Raw genomic sequence first — 20,785 nt, 5'->3', positions numbered from 1 at the left:
GGGTGGTATGCAAGTCGATCTAGCTATCGAGGGGGCACAAGTCGCCGAATGGCCGCGTTTTCAGCGAGCGTCGTTCCAAGGGCGCCGCTTGAAACGGATCGCCTTCGCCTTGGGAAGCGTGGCGGGCGTGGGCCTGGTACTGGCGTTTTTTATCGGGGTGTTTTCGCCGCAATCGCTATGGCCAGCCTTGTTGGTCAGCCAAAGTGCGGGGCTACTGGTGCTGGTGGCAGGTTTGCAATCGGCCTGGTGGGTAACGTTATGGCGCAGCAAAGCGCTGTTGCCGGCTGTGGATAACCTGCCGATTGAAAACGTGCCTGTTGATAACCTGGGTTGGTATGAGCGGTTGCTGGACCGCATCGGCGCACGCTCGGTCGGCCTGCTCAAGCAAATCGGTGCGCCTACGCTGTGGCTGGCCGGTTGGGCGGTGCTGGCATTATTGAGCCTGGAGCAAGCCTGGGACTTGCAACTGCCCGCCGCCGTCCTCGGGGTCTCGGCCAGTGTGGGGGCGGTGCTGTCGTTGTTGTTGGCGTTCGGGTTATTGGTATTCGAGCGGCAATTGGCTCAGCAATCCACGGCGCAATGGCCGGAAGCGCCGGCGCTGGCGCAACTGACCCGAGTGGCGATCATCGTGCTGGTGCTCGGCGCCTTGTGCTTGCTGTTCGCCACCGAAACGTCGCTCTGGCCGATGCGCCTGGCGGTACTGATGGGGCTATTGCCGGGGCTGGTGGCGGCGGAGTTGTTGCTGCGCGCGGTGCTGTCCTTATTCATTCCGCGCCGGGACAGCCTGGAACCGACGCTGTTGGGGCGCAGCGTCATCGCCGATCTGCTGCGCTGGCCGCCGCAACCGTTGCTGGCCTTGCAGCATGAGCTGCACAACCGTTTTGGCATCGACCTGCGCCAGATCTGGGCCTTCAGCTACATGCGCCGGGCTTTTTTGCCGGTGTTGGCGCTGGTGGCGCTGGTGGGCTGGTTGTTGACGGGCGTACATGAGGTGCCGCTGCAAGGGCGGGGCATCTATGAGCGTTTCGGTAAACCGGTAGAAGTATTCGGTCCCGGTTTGCACGTCGCGTTGCCTTGGCCGTGGGGCAGGGTGCTCAACGTCGAGAACGGTGTTGTGCATGAACTGGCGACCAGCGTCGCGGATAACCGGGCGGTGGTCGAGGCTGCGCCGGCGGAAGGCCCGGCGCCGGCCATTGCCAATCGGTTGTGGGACGCCAGCCATGTGAACGACAAGTCCCAGGTCATTGCCAGCCGTCGTGCCAACCAACAGAGCTTCCAGATCGTCAACATGGACGTGCGGTTTGTCTATCGCATCGGCCTGACTGACGCCGCGGCATTGGCGGCGACCTACAACAGCGCCGATGTGCCAACGCTGATCCGCAGCACCGCTAGCCGCATCCTGGTGCATGAATTTGCTTCGCGCACGTTGGATGGTTTGCTGGGTGCGGACCGTGTCAGTCTGGCCGACGAAATTGGTCGCGCCGTGCAGGCGGATTTGCAGTCGCTCGACAGCGGTGTGGAAATCCTGGCGACGGTGGTGGAGGCGATTCATCCGCCGGCCGGTGCAGCCAATGCCTACCACGGCGTGCAGGCAGCGCAGATCGGCGCCCAAGCATTGATCGCCCGGGAGCGTGGTGCGGCGGCGGAACAGACCAACCAAGCGCAGTTGCAGGCCAGCATCGCCCATGACCAGGCCACTGCCACCGCCCAGGAAATCAACGCGACCGCCCAGGCTGCCGATTTGCGTTTCAGCGCCGACCGCAGAGCCTACGCCACGGCGGGGCATGCTTTTATGCTGGAACACTATCTGAGCCAACTGAGCCAGGGCCTCGGCAATGCCCAGTTGTTGATTCTCGATCATCGCCTGGGCGGCAGCAGCAACGCGCCGACCATCGACTTGCGTACCTTCACGCTGCCGGCCGACCCCGCGTCGCCGCGTAACCCTGCCTCACCAGGAGCTGCCCATTGAGCCAGTCCTCTTCACACGGTCACCACGACCACGCCGGTCACGATCACGGCCATGGCGGTCATCACCACCACCATCACGGCGATCCGCAGCAAGCCGGTCCGTTTCCTTGGCGACGGATGGGCTGGGCGGTGTTGTTGGTGACATTCGCCGTCGCGGCCGCGAGCCTGGTGCAGGTGCGTTCGGGGGAGGCCACGGTCATTACCCGTTTCGGTAATCCGGCCCGGGTGTTGCTGCAACCCGGCCTGGGGTGGCGCTGGCCGATGCCGTTCGAGGCAGCGATCCCGGTGGACCTGCGATTGCGTACCACATCCAGCGGCCTGCAGGACGTCGGTACTCGCGACGGACTGCGGATCATCGTCCAGGCGTATGTGGCTTGGCAGGTGCAGGGGGACCCGGATAACGTGCAGCGTTTCATGCGCGCGGTGCAGAACCAACCGGACGAAGCGGCGCGACAGATCCGAACGTTTGTCGGCTCAGCGCTGGAAACCACGGCCGCCAGTTTCGACTTGGCGAACCTGGTCAACACCGATGCCAGCCAGGTGCGCATCGCCGATTTCGAAGCCCAGCTGCGTCAGCAGATCGATCAACAGTTGCTTACCACTTACGGCGTGCGTGTGTTGCAAGTCGGTATCGAGCGCTTGACCTTGCCCTCGGTGACACTGACCGCAACGGTGGATCGCATGCGAGCCGAGCGCGAGACGATCGCCACCGAGCGCACCGCCATCGGCAAGCGGGAAGCGGCGCAGATTCGCTCCGCCGCGGAACGTGATGCCCGCGTGATGCAAGCGGATGCAACGGTGAAAGCTGCCGATATCGAAGCGCAGTCCCGGGTAGAAGCGGCCGAGATTTATGGTCGGGCATACGCTGGTTCCCCGCAGCTCTACAACTTGCTCCGTTCGCTGGACACCTTGGGCACCATCGTCGGCCCTGGCACCAAGCTCATTTTGCGCACCGATGCCGCGCCATTCCGTGTGCTAGTGGACGGCCCTGCTTCCGTGGAAGGCAAAGGTGGAACACAACCATGAGTGTGGTTCCACGTGGAACAAACGAGTTATCCAGTCCGTGGATCCAGGCCGGGCGCCTGGCGTTCCTGGCGCTTTACGCCGTGACGGTGTTGGCGGCGTTGGCTTGGGTCTTTTCCAATGTGCGGCAAATCGATCCGCAGAATCGCGCGGTGGTCCTGCACTTTGGCGCCTTGGATCGAGTCCAGAATGCCGGTCTCTTACTGGCGTGGCCGCGTCCCGTGGAACAAGTGATCCTGCTGCCTGCCGCGGATCGGGTGCTTGAGCGGCGGGTGGAAAATCTGCTGCGCTCGGATGCGGCCTTGCAAGCCGATCGTGTCGCCAGTTTCGCCACGCCGGTCAGCGATGCGTTGGCCGGTTCTGGTTATTTATTGACCGGTGATGCCGGCGTGGTGCAACTGGATGTGCGCGTGTTTTACAAAGTCACCGACCCTTACGCTTTCGTCTTGCAAGACGAACACGTCCTGCCGGCACTGGATCGGCTGACGACTCGCAGTGCCGTGGCGCTGACGGCGGCCCGGGACCTCGACACTATTCTGGTGGCTCGCCCCGAACTGATGGGCAGCGATAACCAGGCCGCCGAACGGCGCGAGCGCTTGCGGGGTGATCTGGTGCAAGGCATCAACCGACGCTTGGCTGATTTGGCGGCGACGGGGCAGGGGCTGGGTATCGAAGTGGTGCGGGTCGATGTGCAATCGAGTCTGCCGGGACCGGCGGTGAGTGCGTTCAACGCGGTCCTGACCGCCAGCCAGCAGGCCGACAAAGCCGTTGCCAACGCCCGCACCGAAGCGGAAAAACTCACCCAGGCCGCTCGCCAAGACGCAGACCGTGCCGTGCAAGTCGCTCACGCCCAGGCCAGCGAACGGCTCGCCAAGGCTTCGGCCGACACGGCCACGGTGCTCGGCCTGGCGAAGACCCAAGGCAGTGATCCGCAAATGCTGCTGCGCCTGTATCGCGAACGCATGCCTGCCATCCTTCGACAGGCCGGTTCTGTGACCACGGTCGACCCGAAAGACGATTCTCGTCTGATCATCCAGGGAGCTGGCCAATGAGCGCCCAAACCCCCGCAGCACCGATATTGTCCTCGGCGGAACAACGCACCGCTGCTCGGCAATTGACCTTGGCAATGGTCGCCCTCGGCTTGCTCGCATTGGGCCTGGCATGGCGCGGCTGGTCGCCGGAGCAGAGCGGTGTCAGCCAACTGCTGTTGGGGGTCGCCTCGCTGCTGGTGGCCGTGCCGGTGATGCGTTCGGCCTGGTACAGCTTGCGTTACCCAAGCCTGCACGGGATCACTGACCAACTGATCGCCCTGGCGATGCTCGGCGCCTGGGCCACTGGCGATCTGCTGACGGCGGCGTTACTGCCGATCATCATGATCTTCGGTCATGTGCTGGAAGAGCGCAGTGTCATTGGTTCCCAGGAAGCGATCCATGCCCTTGGCCAATTGACCCGCAGCCAAGGTCGCAAAGTGCAGGCCGATGGCTCGATCATTGATGTCGACAACGCGACTCTCCAGCCTGGCGATGTTGTCGAGGTGCGCGCCGGCGACCGAGTGCCGGCCGATGGCCGGGTGTTGTCCGGCCAGGCCAGCCTCGACACCGCGCCCATCACCGGTGAATCGGTGCCGCTGGAGGCGGTCGTTGGCACCGAGGTCTATGGCGGGGCGATCAATCTGGACGGCCTGCTGCGCCTGGAAGTGACCCGCACCGGCGAAGCGTCCACCCTGGGCAAAGTCATTGCCCTGATGCAAAACGCCGAACGTTCCAAGCCACCCATTACCCGTTTGTTGGAGCGCTATGCCGGCAGCTACTTGGTACTGGTGTTGTTGCTGGCAGCCGTGACCTGGTTCGTCACCAACGATGCCCAGGCGATGTTGGCGGTATTGGTGGCGGCGTGTCCTTGCGCATTGGTGCTGTCGGCGCCAGCCACGGCCATCGCCGGCATTGCAGTGGCGGCGCGCCACGGGATCCTGATCCGCAGCTCGGCCTTCCTGGAAGAACTGGCAGACCTGACCTCGTTGGTGGTCGATAAGACCGGCACCTTGACCTACGGCGTGCTGCGTCTGCAATCCATCGAACGTGCCCAGGATGCCCACGCATCGTTGTTGCTGCCATTGGCCGCCAGCCTGGGTTCGGCCAGCAGTCATCCGGTCAGTCGTGCATTGGCGGGGTTGGTGGAACAGGAAAACGGCCTGCCGCTGTCGGATATCCGTGAGCGCCAAGGGTTGGGTGTGGTCGCCATGACCGCACAGGGGGAAGCGGCCCTCGGTCGGCCGGAATTGTTTGCACAGCTGGGCATTCAAACGTCAGCGATCCCTGAACACGACGGTCCGATTGCCGGGCTGGCCCTGGACGGGCAATTTCTTGCCTGGCTGCTGCTGGCCGACAGCGTCAAGCCGGAGGCGCAGATGGCCATGGCTGAACTGCGGGAGTTGGGTCTGGGCCGCCAGCTGCTGTTGACCGGCGACCGTCAGAGCGTGGCTGCGACCCTGGCCCGGGACGTCGGCATCAGCGAGGTGCAAGCCCAGGCCTTGCCGGAAGACAAACTTGAACGGGTCATGGCTGAAATCGACCATGGGTTCCGCCCCATGGTGGTAGGCGATGGCATCAACGATTCCCTGGCGCTCAAGGCCGGGGTGGTCGGTGTGGCCATGGGCGCGGGCGGTGCCGACATCGCCCTGGCGTCGGCGGACATCGTGTTGATCGGCAGCGACCTGCGGCGCCTCGGCACCTGCGTGCGGTTGAGTCGCCAGTGCCGTCGCACGTTGCAGGTCAACGTGATCATTGGCTTGGGTTGGACGTTGGCCATCGTTGCGTTTGCCGCTTTCGGTTGGCTTGGCGCGGCGGGGGCAATGATCGCAGCGTTGCTGCACAATTTGAGTACGCTGCTAGTCTTGGGTAATGCCGGGCGCTTGCTGCGCTTCCATGAGCCATTGCTCAAGGTCCAAGCGAAAGGCACCGTTGGATAGCTCCAGGCGAACTGTGCGTTCCACGCGCAGTCTGCTGTTGGAGAGGGCATACCGCCGCGGGACTTACCCGTCACAGGGAGTGTTATGGGACAGCGATAGAAAAAGGCTATAAATTCGATAGCCAGCTATTTTTCTAACATGGTCTACCCTCATTTCAGACGTCTGAAACAAGGGGGATTATCCATGCTCGCGCAACTTCCACCGGCCTTACAGAATCTGCATCTCCCGCTTCGGCTGCGGCTCTGGGATGGCCATGAATTTTCATTGGGTGCCGATCCCAGCGTCACGATTGTGGTCAAGGACCCACAAATGGTCGCGCAATTCACCCACCCCAGCCTGGACGCATTGGGGGCGGCGTTTGTCGAAGGTAAGCTGGAACTCGAAGGTTCGATCCACGAAGTCATTCGGGTCTGCGATGAATTGAGCCAGGCATTGGTGGCGGATGATGCCGGTAACCAGCCGGTACGTTCGGTCCACGACAAGGAAACCGACGCCAAGGCGATCTCCTACCACTACGATCTTTCCAATGCGTTCTATCAGCTGTGGCTCGACAGTGACATGGTCTATTCCTGCGCTTACTTCGAGACGGGCAGCGAAACCCTCGAACAAGCCCAGCAGGCCAAATTCCGTCATCTGTGCCGCAAGCTGCGATTGCAGCCAGGCGATTACCTGCTGGATGTCGGCTGCGGCTGGGGCGGTCTGGCGCGATACGCCGCGCGGGAGTTCGGTGCCAAGGTCTTCGGTATCACCCTGAGCAAGGCGCAGTTGGCCCTGGCCCGGGAACGGGTCAAGGCCGAAGGCCTGGAGGGTCAGGTCGAATTGCAACTGCTGGATTACCGCGACCTGCCCCAGGACGGCCGCTTCGACAAAGTGGTCAGCGTCGGCATGTTCGAGCATGTCGGCCATGCCAACCTCGAGCAGTATTGCAAGACGTTGTTCGGCGCCGTGCGAGAGGGCGGGTTGGTGATGAACCATGGCATCACCGCCAAGCACACCGACGGGCGTCCGGTCGGTCGCGGCGCTGGCGAGTTCATTGAGAAGTACGTATTCCCCAACGGTGAGTTGCCGCACCTGTCGATGATTTCCGCGCAGATCAGCGAAGCCGGGCTAGAGATTGTCGACGTGGAAAGCCTGCGCATGCACTACGCACGCACCCTCGATCACTGGAGTGAACGCCTGGAGGACAACCTTGAGGCGGCGTCCAAGGAAGTGTCGGAGCAGGCGTTACGGATCTGGCGACTGTACCTGGCCGGCTGCGCCTACGCGTTCGCCAAGGGCTGGATCAATCTGCACCAGATCCTGGCGGTGAAGGCGCACGCCGACGGCAGTCACGAGTTGCCCTGGACCCGGGACGATCTCTACGTCCCTTAAAGAATCGGCGAAATAAGCCGGGCGATCCGCATGCCGATCTTCTGCAGGCGGTGGGTCTCCCGGCTTTCCTGTTTGTCGATTTCCTGGGCCTGGGCGAAGTCCTCTTCAAGCATCTGCTCGACCTCGCTGGCGAACGGAATATCCACGGTGAGCAGCATGACTTCGAAGTTCAAGCGGAACGAACGGTTGTCCAGGTTCGCACTGCCGATGGCGCTGATTTCCCGGTCAATCAACACCACTTTCTGGTGCAGGAAACCCGGCGCATAACGGAACACCCGCACGCCGGCCCGAACCGCTTCAAATGCATACAGGCTGGACGCTGCGTAGACGATCTTGTGATCGGGCCGCGAGGGCAGCAGGATGCGCACATCCACGCCGCGTAGTACCGCCAGGCGTAAGGCGGCGAACACGGCTTCATCGGGGATGAAGTATGGCGTAGTGATCCACACGCGTTCGCTGGCGGCGTGAATGGCCTCGACAAAAAACAACGAGCAGGTTTCATAGTCATCGGCCGGGCCGCTGGCTAGCAACTGGCACAGTACGCCGTCGTCTGGGTAGCTGTCTGGCAGGATCAATGGAGGCAGCGAACGGGCCGCCCAGAACCAGTCTTCGGCGAACGACTCCTGCATGCTTGCCACCACCGGCCCGCGCACTTGGATGTGGGTGTCGCGCCACGGCGCCAAGGGTGGTTTTTCGCCCAGGTATTCGTCACCGACGTTGTGCCCGCCGACGAACCCCAGCACGCCGTCCACAACGACGATCTTGCGATGGTTGCGAAAGTTGACCTGGAACCGATTGAGCCAGCCACTGCGGGTGGCGAACGCTTTTACATGGACGCCGCCGTCGCGCAAGGCTTGCACATAACGGTGGGGCAGGGAGTGGCTGCCGATACGGTCGTAGAGTAGGTATACCGCCACGCCTTCGGCGGCTTTTTTCAAGAGCAGTGTTTGCAGGCGTTGACCGAGGCGGTCGTCATGGATGATGAAGAACTGAATCAGCACGGCCTGTCGTGCCTGGTCGATGGCCTGGAAAATCGCTTCGAACGTGGCATGGCCGTTGACGAGCAACCGCACCTGGTTATTCGCCAGGCACGGTGCGCGCCCCAGTTTCGGCATGGCCCGCAATGAAGCGTAGGCCTGGGAGGCGCGAGCGGTCAGGGCTTCTTCGACCCACGGCCGCCAGTTCAGCTCGGAGATCGCCTTGCGCATTTCCTCGTTGGCTTGCCGGCGCGCCTTGATGTAGCCATCGAAGGTGCTGCGGCCAAACACCAGATAAGGAATCAACGTCAGGTAGGGAATGAAGGTCAGCGACAGGGCCCAGGCAATCGAGCCTTGGGCGGTGCGCACCGTCAGTACAGCATGGACAGCGGCGATGGAACCCAGGGTGTGGAGCAGCGCGATCAGGTAACCGAAAACATGCGGGCCGAAATAATCCATGGGGCAGCCTTGCTCCTGAAGTTTCAATGCTTAACAGACCATGTTCCAAGGTGAATGTCGCTATTTAATTCACAGGTCTTGGCCCTGAACCGAAGCCTGTCGGTGGCGTCTAACGGCCACTTGTCCTCTGGAGTTTGTGCAATGAATGTTCGTCTGCTGGGTGTGGCCTTGGCGATGGGTTTGTCGGTTCCGATGGCGGCTCAGGCGCAGATGCTCCAGCCGGGTTTGTGGGAATTGACCACTAGCAACATGAAGGTCGATAACCAGAACCTGCCGGACCTGCAACTGATCCTCGGCCAGTTGCAAACCCAGATGACCCCGGAGCAACGGGCGATGCTGGAAAAGCAGGGGATCACCATGGGCGGTAAAGGCATTCGCGTGTGCCTGACCCCGGCGCAGGTGCAGACCAATGATATTCCGCTGCAAGACCCGCAATCGGGTTGTAAACAGGAGATCACCGAGCGCACCGGCAATCAGTGGAAGTTTCGCTTCAGTTGCCCGAAAGCCAAGGGGAATGGGGTCGCTACGTTCCAGAGCGATCGTGAATTCACCACCAAGGTTAACGGCACCTTTAACGCCACCGGCATCCAGCAGAACGGCAGCCTCGACACGCGCGCGGTGTGGCTGGGGCAGGATTGCGGAACGGTCAAGCCGAGGGCTTGACCCTTTCAGGCGACAGCAACCCTGTGGCGAGGGAGCTTGCTCCCGCTGGGCTGCGCAGCAGCCCCCATGCTCCCCACCCATTACACAACCTGATCACGGCCGACTCAGCGCTCCATACAACGTATTGAGGTTGTACTCGAACAGGCCAGTGAACGTACTGGCCGGTCCGCTGGCGGCGAGTGCATCGGAGTACAGCGTGCCACCGATGTGGGCGCCGCTCTCGTTGGCGATCTGCTTGAGCAGGCGGGCGTCCTTGATGTTTTCCATGAACACCGCTTTGACCTTTGCCTGCCGGATCTGGGTAATCAGCGCCGCGACTTCTGCCGCCGAGGGTTCGCGATCGGTGGACAAACCCTGGGGCGCCATAAACTCGATGCCGTAGGCCTGGCCCAGGTAACCGAATGCATCATGGGACGTCACGATCTTGCGATTACCGGCAGGCAATGCGCCGAGCTTGGCCTTGGCTTCGGCGAGCAGGGCGTAGATCTTCTTCAGGTACGCCTGGCTGTTGCGTTCGTAATCGGCTTTGTTGGCCGGGTCGGCCGCTTCCAGTGCCTTGGTGATGTTGCTGACGTACAGCTCGGCGTTCGCCAGGTTGTGCCACGCGTGCGGATCGGGAATGGTCTCGCCATCCTCATCCAACGACCGCGGGATAACGCCGCGGCTGGCGCTGATCACCGGGGCGCTGGTTTCGGTGCTGGTCACCAGGCGGTCCAGCCACGGCTCGAAGCCCAAGCCATTCTTGATGATCAGTTTTGCCTTGAGCAATGCCTTGGCGTCGTCTGGCGTGGGTTCGTAGGTGTGTGCATCGGCGTCCGGCCCGACCATGTTGGTGATTTGAATATGCTCACCGCCGACCTGCCGGGTCATGTCGGCGAGGATGCTGAAGCTGGTCACGACCTGGAGTTTTTCGGCGGCGGACAGGGACATGGACAGCATCAGACTGAGTAGCACGAGCAGAACGCGCATCGGGAGACACCTCATTGGGATGTGAGCAAAGGCGGGCGGCGCAGCAAACCGTGCACCGGACCGAATACCACCGACAACAGATACAACACGCCTGCCACCAGAACGATGGACGGCCCGCTGGGCAGTGAGTAATAGAAGGACAGCAACAGGCCAAGCCAGACTGAGAGGCAACCGAGCAGTCCGGCGATGAGCATCAGCAGCGGCAGGCGACGGCTCCAGAATCGCGACGCGGCGGCCGGCAGCATCATCAGGCCGACCACCATCAGTGCGCCGATGGCCTGGAAGCCGATCACCAGGTTCAGCACCACCAAGGTCAGGAACACGCCATGGGCCAACGGGCCGAGACGACTCACGGTTTGCAGGAACAGCGGGTCCAGTGTATCGAGCAGCAACGGTCGATAGATCAACGCCATCGCCACCAGGCTGGCGCCGGAAACCCACAGCATGCCGTTGAGCGTCGGGCCGTCCACCGCCAAGGCCGAGCCGAACAGCAGGTGAAGCAAGTCCAGGCGTTTGCCCGCCATGCCAAGGATCAGCACACCCGCGGCCAAGGAAATGGGATAAATCGCCGCGAGGCTGGCGTCCTCTCGCAGGCCGGTGCGGCGGGTAATCCAGGCGGCGAGTCCGGCCATGCTCAAGCCCGCGCCCAGGCCGCCGATGGTCAACGCTGGCAGGCTTAGTCCGGCAAACCAAAAGCCGAGGGCGGCACCAGGCAGGATGCCGTGAGCCACCGCGTCACCGATCAAGCTCATGCGCCGAAGAATCAGGAACACACCCAACGGCGCCGTGCTGCACGCCAACACCAGGCCGCCCAGCAAGGCCCGACGCATGAAGACAAACTCCAGGAAGGGTTGCCAGAAATGCGTGGCCGTGAGCATCAAGCCACCCACGTTTGGGGTTGTTGGGCAATCAAGTCGATACTGCGGCCCAGCACGCAGCCAGTGTTTTTGATCAGCAGCGTATGGGGGACATGTTGGCGTACCGCCGCCAAATCATGACACACCACCACGATCGTTCTGCCTGCGGCATGCCAGCGTTGAATGTGTTTCCACAGTAGCGCCTGGCCTTGTTCGTCGAGGGCGGCATGGGGTTCGTCGAGCAACAGCAAGGGCGCTTCGGCCAGGCTCAGGCGAGCGAGCAGGGCGCGTTGCAACTCGCCCCCGGACAACGCCATCAATGGACGATGTTCAAGGCCGCTCAGTGCCCAATCCTTGAGTACGGTTTGCAGCAACTGTCTTCGCATCGCAGGCGTGTGCCGATTGCCCCAGGAGCCGGCGGCCACCAGTTCTTGCAAGCTGATGGGAAATTGCCGATCCAGATGTTGCTGCTGTGGCATGAATGAAACGCTACCACGTCGTGGAACATTCAGGGTGACCTTGCCGGAGAGCGGTTTTTGCAGGCCTGCGAGCACTTTCAGCAAACTGCTTTTGCCCGAGCCGTTGGCACCGATGATGGCTGTGAGGCTGCCTTCCGGCCGCTCCATGGCGAGCGGCGGCGTGAGCGGTTGGCCGGAAATGCCCCAGCGCAGTGCTTGGCAGTTGATCATGATGGGTCTCGGGTCCAGCGGCTTTGAGCCACGGCGTCATGGGCATGGAGGCTTTCGGCATGAACGACGCGTACCTCCAGGGCAGTGATCCCGGGGGACCGGGCCAGGGCCGTGCTCAGTCGCCGCGCAGCGTCTTCGCAGAACATCAGGTTTTGGCCGTTGGCCAGGGCGAATGCTTGTTCATCGGCGCGTTTGACGGCGGTCTGCACAGGGGTGCCGAGGGCTGCTTCGGCTTCGTCGATGAACGACTGTAGAGGCAATTCCTCAACATCGGCGTCCAGGCGCAGGGTCAGGGTTGCGGTACTGCGCTGGCTATGTGGGGTGGCGACGATGCCCTTCGATGAACCCAACCAAGCCAGGATTTCAGCGTGCTCGGGTTTCTTATTGGCGAAATCGTCGACGAATTGCTGCTGAATCAACTGCCGGGAAAGGGCTGCCGAGCATGGGCAAGTCGAGGAATAGGGAATCTGGATTTTCAGTTCCACGTGGAACATTGTGTTTTTCAAGTGAGCTTCAATGCTCACCGGATAGCCTTTCCAGCCCATCAACGGGCTGATTAACGCCGGACGCTTGAGCAGCAGATCGGTGTGCACGCTGAGCGAAGCCGCAACGGACAAACCTTCATGACTGTCGAGGAATTGCTCCAGGATTTGGCGCATTAGCGATGGTGAAAGTGGCCTTTCCTCAAGCAACCCTAGCGCCAGGTATAAACGTGACATGTGGATACCGCGCGCTTCACCGTCATCAAGGCTGACGCCGGCGTCGGCCGTTGCACTTAGACGCTGACCGTCAATCAACACCGGTGTGGCGATGCCGCACATACCCACCCAATCAAGGGGCAGGGTTTGACGTGAAACCTGCGCAGCCACGTCGGGCAGCGTTAACGCATTCATGGTCAAGGCCCATCGAAGGTTCAAAATTAGATGTTATATTATAACGGTAAAATTAAAGAAGCCTTTTTCCATGAAAGGAGTTTCATCTTCCTAAACGTTCACGTTCCACGTGAAACATCAGCGCGGTGAAGCCTGACAACCGTTCATACGACCGCATACAAATGATCCGCCGCTACCGCCCGAGCTTGAAAAGCGATTAAGGGTTGTCCAGCCCACACGCCGGCTGTAGCCAACCCAACTTTCTCCATCCGATGCCAAGCCCGTAAAGAACGTAAGCTGACCGTAACGGCTGTTTGTTTGCGCCCAATAGCGGCGACTGGTGGCTTCGAAACCGCGCAAATAAATCGTATTCCCCGCCGTCGCGACGCTGTAGGCATTGCCTTGGCCATCCACGCAGGCCAGCAAATTCGCGCTTCGGGTGCAGTTCGCCAATAGTGGACTTTGGGCCGCCGCACTCAGCGCCCATAGCAAAAGCGGACCCGCCAAAACAAATTTCAGATGGTTGCGCATGGATTGATCTCGGGCCAATGAGAGCCGGCGGGGCTGGTTGAATAGTGTTGTTATACTATAACATAAAAAGAACCAGGCCCTGAACCCAGCCAAACCCTGGAAACGAGCCGTCGTCGAAGCGGCCGCCCGATGAGGATATACCGATGCCCAATCGCCTACCCGTAACCGTGCTTTCCGGATTTCTCGGTGCCGGTAAAAGCACGCTGCTCAACCACGTCCTGCGTAATCGCGACAATTTGCGGGTCGCCGTAATCGTCAACGATATGAGCGAAATCAACATCGATGGCAGCGAAGTCCAGCGAGATGTCACCCTGAGTCGTTCCGAAGAGAAATTGGTCGAGATGAGCAACGGCTGCATCTGCTGCACGCTGCGTGAGGACTTGCTTGAAGAAGTCGGGCAGCTCGCCAGGGAAGGGCGTTTCGATTACCTGTTGATCGAATCCACGGGAATCTCCGAGCCGTTGCCCGTGGCGGAAACTTTCACGTTTCGTGATGAAGAAGGCCGAAGCCTGGCCGACGTGGCGCGACTCGACACCATGGTCACGGTGGTTGATGGGGTGAACTTCCTGTTGGATTACCAAGCTGCCGAAAGCCTGGCCTCAAGGGGCGAAACCTTGGGAGACGAGGATGAGCGCTCGATCACCGATTTGCTGATCGAACAGATCGAGTTTGCCGACGTCATTCTGATCAGCAAAATCGACTTAATCAGCCAACACGAGCGGGAAGAGTTGAGCGCGATTCTGCGGCGCCTCAACGCCCAGGCACAGATTATTCCCATGGTCATGGGGCAGGTGCCCCTGGGCCGAATTCTCGACACGGGGCTTTTTGATTTTGAACGCGCCGCCCAGGCGCCCGGCTGGCTACAGGAACTGCGTGGTGAGCATGTGCCAGAAACCGAGGAATATGGCATCGCCTCGACTGCCTACCGTGCCCGCCGGCCGTTCCATCCCCAACGGTTCTTCAGCTTCATCGACCGTCCGTGGCCCAACGGCAAGCTCCTGCGCTCCAAGGGTTTTTTCTGGCTGGCCAGCAAGCCTGAGGAGGCGGGCAGTTGGTCCCAGGCGGGAGGCTTGATGCGGCATGGTTTCGCCGGGCGCTGGTGGCGGTTCGTGCCGAAGAATCAATGGCCGCAGGATGAAGAGAGCACGGCGACAATCATGAAGAACTGGCTGGCCACCACGGGCGATTGTCGCCAGGAACTGGTCTTCATTGGCCAGGACATCGATTTTGCCCAACTGACCGCTGAGCTGGACGATTGCCTGCTCACCGATGCGGAGATGGCCCTCGGCGCCGAAAGCTGGCGGCTGTTGCCCGATCCGTTCGGCCCATGGCATGAAGAGGTCGCAGCGTGATGCTGGCGCCGACTCTGAAAAGAATGATGCAGATCCGGCAGGTCCAAGGCGACACGCCAGGCATCTTCACGAAGATCCTGCAGGACGGCACCAACCTGGCGGTCTGGCAGCGGCAGCTTCCTGCACACATCGGCGATTTTGCCGCCATGGTGCTGGCGATGGACCAGCCACTGGCCGAATCCCGTGTGCTCGACTTGCCAGAGGAAGACACCCAGCCGGCGCTGCACGGCCTGGCTGCGGGTTTCAGCGACCTGCAAGGCTATGAAGGCTTTATCGCCGATGTTTCCTGGCTCGTCAGTGCGTTTGCCTGCCTGCTGGGCGCCCAACGTGTCGGTTTGCGTCTACGCACCTTGGATAAGGCCATGTGCCCGCGCTTCCATGTCGACCACGTGCCGGTGCGGTTGCTGACTACCTATGCGGGTGTCGGCAGCCAGTGGCTCAAGGAGGAAGCCATGGACCGCCGGCGCCTGGCACAGCCTGAAGCCGGGCCGGTTGATCCGCGCGTGATCCAGCAGTTTGGTTGCGGTGATGTCGGCTTGCTTAAAGGCGAGAAATGGCACGGTAATGAGGGGTTTGGCCTGATCCATCGCTCGCCGGAGCCCGCGCCGGGAGAGCGTCGCCTGATTCTCACCCTGGACTGGCTGGCTTAAGGCTTGAACCAGGTTCCCTGGCTTTGCCCTTCGCAAAATGGCTGCAGGTAAGCGGCATCGGTCGCCACGCCGTAATAGTGAATATCCTGGCGGTAAGGCATATTGGCGACCTGGGCGTTGCTGCACACGCCGAACGCGCCGCCAGGACATTGATCGACGTATTGCACCTCGACTTTCTGACCGGCAAGGTTTGGCTGGCAGAAACCGTCGGCAAACAGCTTCTGCGGGATGTTGCGGTTCTGCTGGCAGACTTTCACATCCAGTCGTTCCGCCTGGCTGTGGACCACGCAAGCCTGGGCCAATGCCTGGTTCGAAGTCAGTGCCAGTAACAACCAACCGATCATTCGCATCTTCACCTCCATCGAAAGTCGTCGATTATGTTGCAGCACATTCCCACCCATGTCATCGCCGGTCCCTTGGGCGCTGGCAAGACCAGCCTGATCAAGCATTTGCTGGCCCAACGCCCGGCCAATGAGCGCTGGGCGGTACTGATCAATGAGTTTGGCCAGATCGGCCTGGATGCCGCGCTGCTGACCCAGGCTGGCGATGGTATCGCACTGGGCGAAGTGGCCGGCGGCTGCTTGTGCTGCGTCAACGGCGCGCCGTTTCAGATCGGTCTTGGGCGTTTGCTGCGCAAGGCCAGGCCCGATCGGCTGTTCATCGAACCTTCGGGCCTGGGTCATCCGGCGCAGTTGATGCGGCAGTTGAGCGAGGCGCCATGGCTCGGCGTGCTGGCGGTGCAACCCTGTGTGCTGGTGTTGGATGCCCGGGCGATGTTGGACGGCAAGCCCTTGCCCGATGCACAGCAACAAGCCTTGGCGGATGCCGGACTGCTGGTGCTGAACAAATCCAACACCCTCACCCAAGCCGACCGCGAACGGTTGACGGCGCAACTGCCAGGGCGGGCGTTGTACTGGACGCAACACGCGGCATTACCGATCGAGCGATTGCCAGGCCTGATGGCGCTGGGCCACGGGGCTGTGGATAACTTGACCCTGCCCAAGCGCTTGGGGCAGATACCGGCCATCTGGTCCGACCCAACTCAGCCAATCTGCCTGCATCAGCAACAGGAGGGTGGCTGGAGTATCGGTTGGCGCTGGCACCCAAGCCAACGACTCGATGCAGCGGCGCTGACACGATGGCTACAGGGCCAGGACTGGAAACGGGCCAAGATGGTTATCCACAGCCTCGACGGTTGGGTTTCAGCCAATGCGTTGGAAGGGACGGCGCTGGGCTGGCAGGCCAGCGAATGGCGCCAGGATTCCCGGATCGAGCTGATTTTCGATCAGCCGCAAGACGTCGATCACCTGCAAGCCGGACTGGCGAACTGCCGGTGTGCCTGAATCAACCCTGTTTCAAGGCTTCCACTTGTTGTGTTCCTGGCGCCACTGGCTCAACTCGATGACTTCGGCCCTGGGCCTGGTCTGGACCGGTTCAATAGGGGTTGGTGGTGTTTCTTCGAACGGCATCGGGTAGGGCGCCAGTTCTATGTGGGCGCTGTGGGCACCGAACTGAGTGATGGTGCCCGAATGGCGGCTTTCGCCGGTGACGGTGAACTCGAAGGTGTAGACGCGAGCCAGGCGTCGTCGACCATTGGCGTCCTTTACGAAGCCGATTTTTTTCAGCGCCACGTTGCCGTCCAGCAGCTCGATCTTGAGGTTGGCGCAATGCTGCATGACCCTCGCCAACGCCCGTTCGCGCAAGCCATGGTTGTGCCACAGCCAGGCGCCGCCGCTAGCCAGCAGCATCAGCACGAAAATGTTTCCAAGGGTCAGCATGAACGAAGTGCTCCGACAAGTTGCTGTCAGCTTAACTGTCTCGCCGGTCTGTCGTACAGGCTGCGTTTAGTCGCATACTGCGCGGCTTGAATTTCAATCGTTTTACGGAAACTTCCCGCATGAAACGTACGCCTCATCTGCTTGCCATTCAGTCCCACGTGGTGTTCGGGCACGCCGGCAATAGCGCCGCAGTGTTTCCGATGCAGCGGGTCGGCGTGAACGTCTGGCCGCTCAATACCGTGCAATTTTCCAATCACACCCAGTACGGCCAATGGACCGGCGAGGTGCTGGCGCCCGAGCAAATACCCGCATTGGTAGAAGGCATCGCCGCCATCGGTGAGCTGGGGCATTGCGATGCGGTGTTATCCGGTTACCTGGGCAGCGCGGCCCAGGGGCGGGCGATTCTGACGGGCGTGGCGCGGATCAAGGCGGCCAATCCAAAGGCGCTGTACCTGTGTGACCCGGTCATGGGGCATCCAGAGAAGGGCTGTATCGTGGCGCCCGAGGTGAGCAAATTTCTCTTGGAAGAAGCCGCTGCCGTGGCGGATCTCATGTGCCCGAACCAACTGGAACTGGACAGTTTTTCCGGGCGCAAGGCGCAGTCGTTGCTGGACTGCCTGGCGATGGCTCGCGCGCTGCTGGCCCGTGGGCCGAAAGCGGTGCTGGTCAAGCACTTGGCCTACCCCGGCAAACCCGATGACAGCTTCGAAATGCTGTTGGTGACCGCCGAGGGCAGTTGGCACCTGCGCCGTCCACTGTTGGCGTTCCCGCGCCAGCCGGTGGGTGTGGGTGACCTGACCTCGGGGTTGTTCCTGGCACGGATACTGTTGGGGGACAGCCTGGTGGCGGCGTTCGAATTCACCGCCGCTGCGGTGCACGAAGTGCTGCTGGAAACCCAGGCCTGCACAAGCTATGAACTTGAACTGGTCCGTGCCCAGGACCGGATCGCCCATCCACGGGTGCGGTTCGAGGCGGTGCCGATCAGCCTCTGATCGCCCCTGTGGAAATGCTGCAAAACCCCTGTGGGAGCGAGCTTGCTCGCGATAGCAGCCGATCAGTCAATACTGATGCTGACTGACACACCGCCATCGCGAGCAAGCTCGCACAGTTGATTTTTCATTGACCGATCAAGGCCCGTCTGCCTTGATCTCCTGGTAGCGCTTCTCCAGTTCCTGGCGAATCTGCCGCCGTTGCTGGGCTTGTTCGTAGCGGCGCTTTTCTTCGCTGTTTTGCGGCTGCAAGGGCGGCACGGCAGCGGGTTTGCGCTGGTCATCCACCGCAACCATGGTGAAGAAGCAACTGTTGGTGTGACGCACCGAGCGTTCGCGAATATTTTCGGTCACGACTTTGATGCCCACTTCCATCGACGTGTTGCCGGTGTAGTTCACCGAGGCCAGGAAGGTCACCAGCTCGCCGACATGAATCGGCTCGCGGAAGATCACCTGGTCAACCGACAGGGTCACCACGTAGCGCCCGGCATAGCGGCTGGCGCAGGCGTAGGCGACTTCATCGAGGTATTTGAGCAAGGTGCCGCCATGGACATTGCCAGAGAAATTGGCCATATCGGGGGTCATCAACACCGTCATCGACAGCTGGGCGTTTCCGGGTTCCATAACGTACTCACGGTTCAAGGCAGTCATTCGGGAGTGCACCTCTGCGGATGCTGGAGAGTGGCCTGCAAACAGGTCACCCCGTTTTAAAACCACCGATATCGGGACGCTGCGCCTGTGCTTGCCGTCACGCGCCGATGGATCTGTTTCCATATATTGCACCGTCTTTTTGTCGGAAGTCGCGGTGTTACCCTTCAAAAGCCCCTTGTGAGGGCAATTCCTACAGCGGAAACGGATTTCTCCAGCTCGGCAGTGCGTCATTTGAACAGGGAGCCCCGACATGCATGCCATCAGTTTCATCCAGGATCTGGCGATCATCATGATGGCTGCGGGGCTGGTAACCGTACTCTTTCATCGTTTCAAACAACCGGTGGTACTGGGCTATATCGTGGCCGGCTTCATCATTGGCCCGCACACGCCGCCGTTTGGTTTTATCCACGACGAAGACACGATCAAGACCCTGGCCGAGCTCGGGGTGATCTTCCTGATGTTTTGCCTGGGGCTGGAATTCAGCCTGCGCAAACTGTTCAAGGTCGGCGCCACGGCCTTCATCGCGGCGTTCCTCGAAATCGTGTTGATGATCTGGATCGGCTATGAAATCGGCCGCTGGTTCGAATGGAGCACCATGGACTCGCTGTTTTTGGGCGCGATCCTGGCCATTTCCTCCACCACCATCATCGTCAAGGCCCTCAACGACCTGAAGATGAAGAACGAGCGCTTCGCGCAGTTGATCTTCGGGGTGTTGATCGTCGAGGACATCCTCGGTATCGGCATCATCGCCTTGCTGTCGAGCATTGCCGTCAGCGGCACCGTGAGCTCCGGCGAGGTGTTTTCCACCGTTGGCAAGTTGTCGCTGTTCATGATCGTCGCGTTGGTCATCGGCATTCTGCTGGTGCCGAGGTTGCTGGCCTACGTGGCGAAGTTCGACAGCAACGAAATGCTGCTGATTACCGTACTGGGCCTGTGTTTCGGCTTCTGCCTGCTGGTGGTGAAGCTGGAATACAGCATGGTGCTCGGGGCGTTCCTGATCGGTGCGATCATGGCCGAGTCCCGGCAGTTGCTGAAGATCGAGCGGTTGGTGGAGCCGGTGCGTGATCTGTTCAGCGCGATTTTCTTCGTCGCCATCGGGCTGATGCTCGATCCGGCGATATTGCTGCAATACGCCTGGCCGATTGCGGTGATTACGGGCGCCGTGGTGCTTGGCAAGATGTTGTCCTGCGGCCTCGGTGCCTTTATCGCCGGCAACGATGGACGCACCTCGTTGCGCGTTGGGATGGGGCTTTCGCAGATCGGTGAATTCTCCTTCATCATCGCGTCGCTGGGGATGACCTTGCAGGTCACCAGCGATTTCCTCTACCCGGTAGCGGTCGCCGTCTCGGTGCTGACCACACTGCTGACGCCTTACTTGATCCGGGCCGCCGACCCGCTGTCCGTCAAGTTGGCAACGGCCATGCCGCAACGGCTGACGCGAGTGCTGGGGATGTATGGCGAATGGCTGCGTAGCATCCAGCCCCACGGCGAAGGCGCGATGCTGGCGTCGATGATCCGGCGGATTCTCCTGCAGGTAGGCGTCAACCTGGCGTTGGTCATCGCCATTTTTGTCTCGGGGGGATATTTCGCCGAGCGGATGTCGGCTTACCTGCAAGCCTGGATCAGCGATCCGAGCTGGCAAAAAGCATTGATCTGGGGCGGAGCGTTACTGCTGTCGCTGCCGTTCCTGATTGCCGCTTACCGCAAGCTCAAGGCGCTGTCGATGCTGCTGGCGGAGATGGGCGTGAAGCCGGAGATGGCTGGCCGCCACACCCAGCGCGTGCGCCGGGTGATCGCCGAAGTGATCCCGATTCTCTCGCTGCTGGTGATTTTTCTGCTATTGGCAGCCTTGTCGGCCAGCATCCTGCCGACCAACAAGTTGCTTGTGCTGATTGCCGTGGTGGCGACTGCCGTGGCGGCACTGCTCTGGCGCTGGTTCATCCGCTTGCATACGCGGATGCAGGTGGCCTTGCTTGAAACCCTGGACAACCACAAGGAGTCGTCCGGCCATTGACCGG

At 61.1% G+C, this 20,785-nt stretch carries 20 protein-coding genes; 11 read left to right on the top strand and 9 right to left on the bottom strand.

The genetic code is table 11. The annotated features are described in order from the left end of the window. The first annotated feature begins 7 nt into the window (after window positions 1–7). From ACIPQ1_RS05255 to cfaB, 5 genes are all read left to right on the top strand, one after another. Entirely contained in the window at window positions 8–1,969 is a 1,962-nt protein-coding gene (locus ACIPQ1_RS05255; protein WP_446533708.1) for an SPFH domain-containing protein, read from the top strand. Next, window positions 1,966–2,994 (top strand): protease modulator HflC, encoded by a 1,029-nt coding sequence (gene hflC, locus ACIPQ1_RS05250; protein ID WP_446533707.1) that lies wholly within the window; start codon window positions 1,966–1,968, stop codon window positions 2,992–2,994. Before ACIPQ1_RS05255 ends, hflC begins: the two co-directional genes overlap by 4 nt. Then, window positions 2,991–4,043, top strand: a complete 1,053-nt coding sequence (gene hflK, locus ACIPQ1_RS05245) for a protease modulator HflK (RefSeq protein ID WP_411386009.1) — start codon at window positions 2,991–2,993, stop codon at window positions 4,041–4,043. Before hflC ends, hflK begins: the two co-directional genes overlap by 4 nt. Next, window positions 4,040–5,959: a heavy metal translocating P-type ATPase gene (locus tag ACIPQ1_RS05240; protein WP_446533706.1), complete on the top strand. Its 1,920-nt coding sequence runs from the start codon at window positions 4,040–4,042 to the stop codon at window positions 5,957–5,959. Before hflK ends, ACIPQ1_RS05240 begins: the two co-directional genes overlap by 4 nt. A 183-nt stretch (window positions 5,960–6,142) precedes the next feature. Next, entirely contained in the window at window positions 6,143–7,330 is a 1,188-nt protein-coding gene (gene cfaB / locus ACIPQ1_RS05235; RefSeq protein WP_411386007.1) for a C17 cyclopropane fatty acid synthase CfaB, read from the top strand. Here the strand turns inward: cfaB and cls are convergent. After that, the gene (gene cls, locus ACIPQ1_RS05230; RefSeq protein ID WP_446533705.1) at window positions 7,327–8,766 is read right to left on the bottom strand and encodes a cardiolipin synthase; all 1,440 of its coding nucleotides are present in this window, start codon (window positions 8,764–8,766) and stop codon (window positions 7,327–7,329) included. The genes cfaB and cls overlap by 4 nt on opposite strands. Before the next feature lie 141 nt (window positions 8,767–8,907). Between cls and ACIPQ1_RS05225 the strand changes: the two genes are divergently transcribed. After that, window positions 8,908–9,429 carry a DUF3617 domain-containing protein gene (locus tag ACIPQ1_RS05225; protein ID WP_250965403.1) on the top strand — a complete coding sequence of 174 codons (522 nt, stop codon included), beginning with the start codon at window positions 8,908–8,910 and terminating at the stop codon, window positions 9,427–9,429. Between the two features lie 93 nt (window positions 9,430–9,522). Here the strand turns inward: ACIPQ1_RS05225 and ACIPQ1_RS05220 are convergent, their stop codons facing one another. The 5 genes from ACIPQ1_RS05220 to ACIPQ1_RS05200 all read right to left on the bottom strand — a co-directional run bounded on the left by ACIPQ1_RS05220 (window position 9,523) and on the right by ACIPQ1_RS05200 (window position 13,347). Next, window positions 9,523–10,398 carry a metal ABC transporter substrate-binding protein gene (locus tag ACIPQ1_RS05220; protein WP_446533704.1) on the bottom strand — a complete coding sequence of 292 codons (876 nt, stop codon included), beginning with the start codon at window positions 10,396–10,398 and terminating at the stop codon, window positions 9,523–9,525. An 11-nt stretch (window positions 10,399–10,409) separates the two neighbouring features. Then, window positions 10,410–11,276: a metal ABC transporter permease gene (locus tag ACIPQ1_RS05215; RefSeq protein ID WP_411386005.1), complete on the bottom strand. Its 867-nt coding sequence runs from the start codon at window positions 11,274–11,276 to the stop codon at window positions 10,410–10,412. Then, the gene (locus tag ACIPQ1_RS05210; protein ID WP_446533703.1) at window positions 11,276–11,944 is read right to left on the bottom strand and encodes a metal ABC transporter ATP-binding protein; all 669 of its coding nucleotides are present in this window, start codon (window positions 11,942–11,944) and stop codon (window positions 11,276–11,278) included. Before ACIPQ1_RS05210 ends, ACIPQ1_RS05215 begins: the two co-directional genes overlap by 1 nt. Next, entirely contained in the window at window positions 11,941–12,837 is an 897-nt protein-coding gene (folE2, locus tag ACIPQ1_RS05205) for a GTP cyclohydrolase FolE2 (protein ID WP_446533739.1), read from the bottom strand. Before folE2 ends, ACIPQ1_RS05210 begins: the two co-directional genes overlap by 4 nt. A gap of 117 nt (window positions 12,838–12,954) precedes the next feature. Further along, window positions 12,955–13,347, bottom strand: coding sequence for a glutamine synthetase (locus ACIPQ1_RS05200; protein WP_446533702.1), 393 nt, complete (start codon window positions 13,345–13,347; stop codon window positions 12,955–12,957). 143 nt (window positions 13,348–13,490) lie between these two features. On the opposite strand from ACIPQ1_RS05200, the gene zigA reads away from it, so the two are divergent. Continuing rightward, window positions 13,491–14,699: a zinc metallochaperone GTPase ZigA gene (gene zigA, locus ACIPQ1_RS05195; RefSeq protein WP_411386001.1), complete on the top strand. Its 1,209-nt coding sequence runs from the start codon at window positions 13,491–13,493 to the stop codon at window positions 14,697–14,699. Continuing rightward, complete coding sequence (locus ACIPQ1_RS05190; RefSeq protein ID WP_446533701.1) at window positions 14,699–15,349, top strand: DUF1826 domain-containing protein; 651 nt, start codon at window positions 14,699–14,701, stop codon at window positions 15,347–15,349. Before zigA ends, ACIPQ1_RS05190 begins: the two co-directional genes overlap by 1 nt. Here the strand turns inward: ACIPQ1_RS05190 and ACIPQ1_RS05185 are convergent. Further along, the gene (locus tag ACIPQ1_RS05185) at window positions 15,346–15,699 is read right to left on the bottom strand and encodes an NADH:ubiquinone oxidoreductase (RefSeq protein WP_411385999.1); all 354 of its coding nucleotides are present in this window, start codon (window positions 15,697–15,699) and stop codon (window positions 15,346–15,348) included. The two genes, ACIPQ1_RS05190 and ACIPQ1_RS05185, sit on opposite strands and share 4 nt — an antisense overlap. 27 nt (window positions 15,700–15,726) lie before the next feature. Here ACIPQ1_RS05185 and ACIPQ1_RS05180 point away from each other — a divergent pair, with 27 nt between their 5' ends. Next, on the top strand, window positions 15,727–16,692 hold the full coding sequence (locus ACIPQ1_RS05180) for a CobW family GTP-binding protein (RefSeq protein ID WP_250965396.1): 966 nt from the start codon (window positions 15,727–15,729) through the stop codon (window positions 16,690–16,692). A gap of 12 nt (window positions 16,693–16,704) precedes the next feature. Here ACIPQ1_RS05180 and ACIPQ1_RS05175 read toward each other — a convergent pair whose 3' ends face one another. Further along, window positions 16,705–17,127, bottom strand: a complete 423-nt coding sequence (locus tag ACIPQ1_RS05175) for a DUF3301 domain-containing protein (RefSeq protein WP_250965395.1) — start codon at window positions 17,125–17,127, stop codon at window positions 16,705–16,707. Window positions 17,128–17,246: 119 nt separating this feature from the next. Between ACIPQ1_RS05175 and pdxY the strand changes: the two genes are divergently transcribed. After that, window positions 17,247–18,119 (top strand): pyridoxal kinase PdxY, encoded by an 873-nt coding sequence (pdxY, locus tag ACIPQ1_RS05170; RefSeq protein WP_250965394.1) that lies wholly within the window; start codon window positions 17,247–17,249, stop codon window positions 18,117–18,119. 135 nt (window positions 18,120–18,254) lie between these two features. Here the strand turns inward: pdxY and ACIPQ1_RS05165 are convergent, their stop codons facing one another. Beyond that, a complete protein-coding gene (locus tag ACIPQ1_RS05165; RefSeq protein WP_041023987.1) occupies window positions 18,255–18,740 on the bottom strand; it encodes an acyl-CoA thioesterase in 486 nt (161 codons plus the stop codon). 277 nt (window positions 18,741–19,017) lie between these two features. Here ACIPQ1_RS05165 and ACIPQ1_RS05160 point away from each other — a divergent pair, with 277 nt between their 5' ends. After that, a complete protein-coding gene (locus ACIPQ1_RS05160; RefSeq protein WP_186728409.1) occupies window positions 19,018–20,781 on the top strand; it encodes a cation:proton antiporter in 1,764 nt (587 codons plus the stop codon). Window positions 20,782–20,785 lie beyond the last annotated feature (4 nt).

The sequence above is a fragment of the Pseudomonas sp. LARHCG127 genome, assembly GCF_052871455.1.
Note: the sequence above shows the minus strand (reverse complement) of the source record. Positions and strands in the feature narration are given on the sequence as shown.

Bases quoted from the DNA above. Each gene is read 5' to 3' on its own strand.
- ACIPQ1_RS05160 (WP_186728409.1), top strand. From the start codon at position 19,018: ATGCATGCCATCAGTTTCATCCAGGATCTGGCGATCATCATGATGGCT.
- ACIPQ1_RS05215 (WP_411386005.1), bottom strand. From the start codon at position 11,276: ATGCTCACGGCCACGCATTTCTGGCAACCCTTCCTGGAGTTTGTCTTC.
- ACIPQ1_RS05255 (WP_446533708.1), top strand. From the start codon at position 8: ATGCAAGTCGATCTAGCTATCGAGGGGGCACAAGTCGCCGAATGGCCG.
- hflK (WP_411386009.1), top strand. From the start codon at position 2,991: ATGAGTGTGGTTCCACGTGGAACAAACGAGTTATCCAGTCCGTGGATC.
- cfaB (WP_411386007.1), top strand. From the start codon at position 6,143: ATGCTCGCGCAACTTCCACCGGCCTTACAGAATCTGCATCTCCCGCTT.
- ACIPQ1_RS05210 (WP_446533703.1), bottom strand. From the start codon at position 11,944: ATGATCAACTGCCAAGCACTGCGCTGGGGCATTTCCGGCCAACCGCTC.
- ACIPQ1_RS05225 (WP_250965403.1), top strand. From the start codon at position 8,908: ATGAATGTTCGTCTGCTGGGTGTGGCCTTGGCGATGGGTTTGTCGGTT.
- ACIPQ1_RS05180 (WP_250965396.1), top strand. From the start codon at position 15,727: ATGTTGCAGCACATTCCCACCCATGTCATCGCCGGTCCCTTGGGCGCT.
- pdxY (WP_250965394.1), top strand. From the start codon at position 17,247: ATGAAACGTACGCCTCATCTGCTTGCCATTCAGTCCCACGTGGTGTTC.
- ACIPQ1_RS05175 (WP_250965395.1), bottom strand. From the start codon at position 17,127: ATGCTGACCCTTGGAAACATTTTCGTGCTGATGCTGCTGGCTAGCGGC.
- cls (WP_446533705.1), bottom strand. From the start codon at position 8,766: ATGGATTATTTCGGCCCGCATGTTTTCGGTTACCTGATCGCGCTGCTC.
- ACIPQ1_RS05240 (WP_446533706.1), top strand. From the start codon at position 4,040: ATGAGCGCCCAAACCCCCGCAGCACCGATATTGTCCTCGGCGGAACAA.
- folE2 (WP_446533739.1), bottom strand. From the start codon at position 12,837: ATGAATGCGTTAACGCTGCCCGACGTGGCTGCGCAGGTTTCACGTCAA.
- ACIPQ1_RS05200 (WP_446533702.1), bottom strand. From the start codon at position 13,347: ATGCGCAACCATCTGAAATTTGTTTTGGCGGGTCCGCTTTTGCTATGG.
- ACIPQ1_RS05220 (WP_446533704.1), bottom strand. From the start codon at position 10,398: ATGCGCGTTCTGCTCGTGCTACTCAGTCTGATGCTGTCCATGTCCCTG.
- ACIPQ1_RS05185 (WP_411385999.1), bottom strand. From the start codon at position 15,699: ATGCGAATGATCGGTTGGTTGTTACTGGCACTGACTTCGAACCAGGCA.
- ACIPQ1_RS05190 (WP_446533701.1), top strand. From the start codon at position 14,699: ATGCTGGCGCCGACTCTGAAAAGAATGATGCAGATCCGGCAGGTCCAA.
- ACIPQ1_RS05165 (WP_041023987.1), bottom strand. From the start codon at position 18,740: ATGGAACCCGGAAACGCCCAGCTGTCGATGACGGTGTTGATGACCCCC.
- zigA (WP_411386001.1), top strand. From the start codon at position 13,491: ATGCCCAATCGCCTACCCGTAACCGTGCTTTCCGGATTTCTCGGTGCC.